Raw genomic sequence first — 3,797 nt, forward strand, 5'->3', positions numbered from 1 at the left:
GTGAGGCCATCGACGCCAAGGTCAAGGGGTTCCACGACGCCTCCGATCAGGTGTACGGCTCACCGCGGATCCTGGCCGATCTGCGCGACGACGGAGAAGTGATCTCACGCAAGACGGTGGCGGCCTCAACTGGGCTGATCATGCCGATCTTCGAGTGCCGTCGTCGGCGGTTGTAGACCCGTTCGATCCAGTTGCCGACCGCGAGCCTAGCAGCTGCCTTGGTCGGCCAGGTGTGGCGGTCGTAGAACTCCGATTTCAGTGTGCTCCAGAAAGATTCGGCCTGAGCGTTATCCCACACCCCGGTCCGGCCGATCGATTGGGCGATGTCGTGGCCGCGGGCGAACCGGGCGAGCTGCCCGGAGGTGTATTGGGTGCCGCGATCGGCGTGGAAGATGACCTGCCCTTCTGGGGTTGACCGCTGATGGTGACACCTGGGGTCTCAAGTATGTTTTACTGCAACTAGAACACGTTGCAATTAAGGAGCGCACTCCATGCCACCCCCCATTGTTCCGATCGGCTTCGACTTCCTCGACCCCGACGTCAACCTGGCGGGGTTACCCGTTGCGGAGCTCGCCGAGCTGCGTAGGGCAGAGCCTATTCACTGGGTCGACGTCCCCGGCGGAACGGGCGGCTTCGGCGACACGGGTTACTGGCTCGTGACCAAGCATCCAGACGTCAAGGAGGTGTCGCGGCGCAGCGATGTGTTCTCCAGCTGGCAGAACGGGGTCATCCCGGTCTGGCCGCAGGAGATGACACGCGAGATCATCGAAGTGCAGCGCAACATCCTGCTCAACATGGACGCGCCGCACCACACCCGGCTGCGCAAGATCATCTCCCGCGGCTTCACGCCCCGCGCCATCGGACGGCTCGAGGAGGAACTCGCGCAGCGCGCCCAGAACATCGCCAAGACCGCCGCGGCCGAGGGCTCCGGCGACTTCGTCGAGCAAGTCTCGTGTGAGCTGCCGCTACAGGCCATCGCCGGCCTGCTCGGGGTGCCCCCGGGCGACCGCGACAAGCTGTTCCGCTGGTCGAACGAGATGACCGGCGGCGAGGACCCCGAGTTCGCCGATGTCGATCCGGCACAGTCGTCGATGGAAATGATCACATACGCCATGCAGATGGCCGACGAGCGGAGCAAGAACCCGACCGAGGACATCGTCACAGCGCTGATCGAGGCCGACATCGAGGGGGAGAAGCTATCCGACGACGAATTCGGCTTCTTCGTGATCTTGCTCGCGGTGGCCGGCAACGAGACCACCCGTAACTCGATCACTCACGGAATGATCGCGTTCTCGCAGAACCCCGACCAGTGGGAACTCTTCAAGAAGGAACGCCCCTCGACCGCCGCCGATGAGATCATCCGTTGGGCCACCCCAGTATCGGCGTTTCAGCGCACCGCCCTCGATGACGTCGAGCTCGGTGGCGTGACGATCAAGAAGGGGCAACGAGTCGTGATGTCCTACCGGTCGGCCAACTTCGACGAGGACGTCTTCGACAACCCGTACAACTTCGACATCCTGCGGGACCCCAACCCGCACGTCGGCTTCGGCGGCACCGGCGCCCACTACTGCATCGGCGCCAACTTGGCGCGAATGACCATCAACCTCATCTTTAACGCCGTTGCCGACTACATGCCGGACCTCAAGCCGATCGGCGAACCGGAGCGGCTCAAGTCCGGTTGGCTCAACGGCATCAAGCACTGGCAGGTGGATTACACCGGCAAGGGCCGAGTGAGTAAGTGCCTTTAGCCGCGCTCCAGTCCAGGACCAAGCTCGGCAGCTGTGGCCGACGTAGTGAACTCGGCGCTCGGCCGAGACAACAGTTGGCACCTCCTGGCTGGGGAACTGTCGGGAACACCAAGGTGGGTGCCTCTCTATGCGACAAGAGGTCTCTGAAGTCAAACAGATCAACGAAGTCGAAGAGATCGACACTGTGACGCTTGGTCTAATTGACGATTGGCTCGGGGACAGTACCTTCAAGAAGATAGCTCCCACCGCCGCCGGAACTAGGAGCTCGCAGACTTGATGGAACAGTTCGCGGTTCCAGTACGCGCCGTAGGTGGGTTCGTGGACCTGTCTTGGGGCACTCTCCGCGCGAGCTTCCGGCGGCCGTTCCAGTTTCAGGAGTTCCTGGAGCAGACGTGGATGATTGCCCGGGTTTCCTTGATACCGACGCTGATGGTTGCGATCCCTTTTACCGTGCTGGTGTCGTTCACGCTGAACATCCTGCTTCGCGAGATCGGGGCCGCTGACCTTTCGGGTGCCGGTACCGCGTTTGGCACCATCACTCAGCTTGGCCCAGTTGTGACGGTGCTCGTGGTGGCAGGCGCGGGAGCCACCGCGATCTGCGCCGATCTCGGGGCACGCACCATCCGCGAAGAGATCGATGCTATGCGAGTTCTCGGCATCGATCCGATCCAGCGGTTGGTGGTACCTCGCGTCCTGGCATCGACGTTTGTAGCGTTGCTGCTGAACGGGCTGGTGTGCGCGATCGGACTATCCGGCGGCTATGTGTTCTCAGTGATGGTACAGGGGGTTAACCCCGGGTCGTTCGTCAATGGCTTGACGCTGCTGACGGGCCTCGGGGAACTGGTCCTCGCCGAGGTCAAGGCCCTCCTATTCGGCGTTTGCGCTGGGCTCGTAGGATGTTACCGCGGCCTGACCGTCAAAGGAGGGCCGAAAGGTGTCGGAGAGGCCGTCAACGAGACTGTCGTCTACGCCTTTATCTGCCTGTTCGTAATCAACGTTTTCATGACCGCAATCGGCGTCTCCGTGTTGGCCCGGTGAGCAACCGATAATGAGCTACGACACGTCCATACGTTTGCGCCACCTGGGTTCCGCACTACTCCGGGCGGTCGACACCTTCGGTGAGCAGGCGTTGTTCTACGGCAAGTCGATGCGCTACCTGCCGAACGCGGTCACGCGGTACCGAAAAGAGACGATACGACTGATCGCCGAGATGACGATGGGGGCGGGCGCGCTGGTGATCATCGGCGGAACCGTCGGCGTCGCAGCATTGCTTACTCTGGCGTCCGGCGGCGTTATCGCCGTGCAGGGTTACTCCTCGCTCGGCGATATCGGTATCGAGGCACTGACCGGGTTTCTCTCCGCGTTCATCAACGTGCGTATCGTCGCTCCCATAATCGCCGGTATCGCACTGGCTGCCACCATTGGCGCCGGTAGTACCGCTCAGCTGGGTGCGATGCGCGTTGCCGAGGAGATCGACGCGATCGAGGCGATGGCGGTCCATTCGGTCTCCTATCTGGTATCCACCCGACTGGTCGCCGGTCTTGTCGCGATCATCCCGCTATATTCGCTGTCGGTGCTCGCCGCGTTCTTCGCTGCGCGCTTTATAACCGTGTACGTCAATGGACAATCCGCGGGGCTCTACGACCACTACTTCAACACCTTCTTGGTACCAACCGATCTGCTGTGGTCGTTCCTCCAGGTGATTGTCATGTCCTTCGGCGTGATGCTGGTGCATGCCTACTACGGATACAACGCATCTGGCGGGCCCGTCGGCGTCGGCATCGCGGTCGGGCAGGCGGTGCGCACGTCACTGGTCGTTGTGGTCGTCATCACATTGGCGATATCATTCGCCGCATATGGCGCGTCCGGTAACTTCAATCTCTCCGGTTAAGGCAAATGGCGATCACAGACTCCAAACGAAGCCACGTCAGGATAGCGGCGGTGATTCTGGCGGCGCTCATCCTAGCTTCCGCTATGCTCACCTACCTGTCGTACACCGCGGCGTTCACCTCGACCGATACCGTGACCGTGACTTCGCCGCGGGCCGGC

Annotated in this window: 3 protein-coding genes and 2 pseudogenes; 4 read left to right on the forward strand and 1 reads right to left on the reverse strand. The window is 61.9% G+C overall.

Annotated features, from left to right (window positions below; translation table 11 throughout):
- Nucleotides 1–106: 106 nt before the first annotated feature.
- Nucleotides 107–403 (reverse strand): annotated as a pseudogene (locus WA944_RS15040) (integrase core domain-containing protein); the annotation flags it as partial.
- 88 nt (nt 404–491) lie between these two features.
- Between WA944_RS15040 and WA944_RS15045 the strand changes: the two are divergent.
- The 4 genes and pseudogenes from WA944_RS15045 to WA944_RS15060 form a co-directional block, all read left to right on the forward strand.
- Entirely contained in the window at nt 492–1,748 is a 1,257-nt protein-coding gene (locus WA944_RS15045; RefSeq protein WP_526370787.1) for a cytochrome P450, read from the forward strand.
- A 273-nt stretch (nt 1,749–2,021) separates the two neighbouring features.
- On the forward strand, nt 2,022–2,786 hold the full coding sequence (locus WA944_RS15050; RefSeq protein WP_526370789.1) for an MlaE family ABC transporter permease: 765 nt from the start codon (nt 2,022–2,024) through the stop codon (nt 2,784–2,786).
- A 10-nt stretch (nt 2,787–2,796) separates the two neighbouring features.
- Nucleotides 2,797–3,639: an MlaE family ABC transporter permease gene (locus WA944_RS15055; RefSeq protein ID WP_526370791.1), complete on the forward strand. Its 843-nt coding sequence runs from the start codon at nt 2,797–2,799 to the stop codon at nt 3,637–3,639.
- A gap of 5 nt (nt 3,640–3,644) precedes the next feature.
- Nucleotides 3,645–3,797, forward strand: a pseudogene (locus WA944_RS15060) (MCE-family protein); the annotation flags it as partial.

This window comes from Mycobacterium sp. (assembly GCF_049683355.1).
GTDB lineage: Bacteria > Actinomycetota > Actinomycetes > Mycobacteriales > Mycobacteriaceae > Mycobacterium.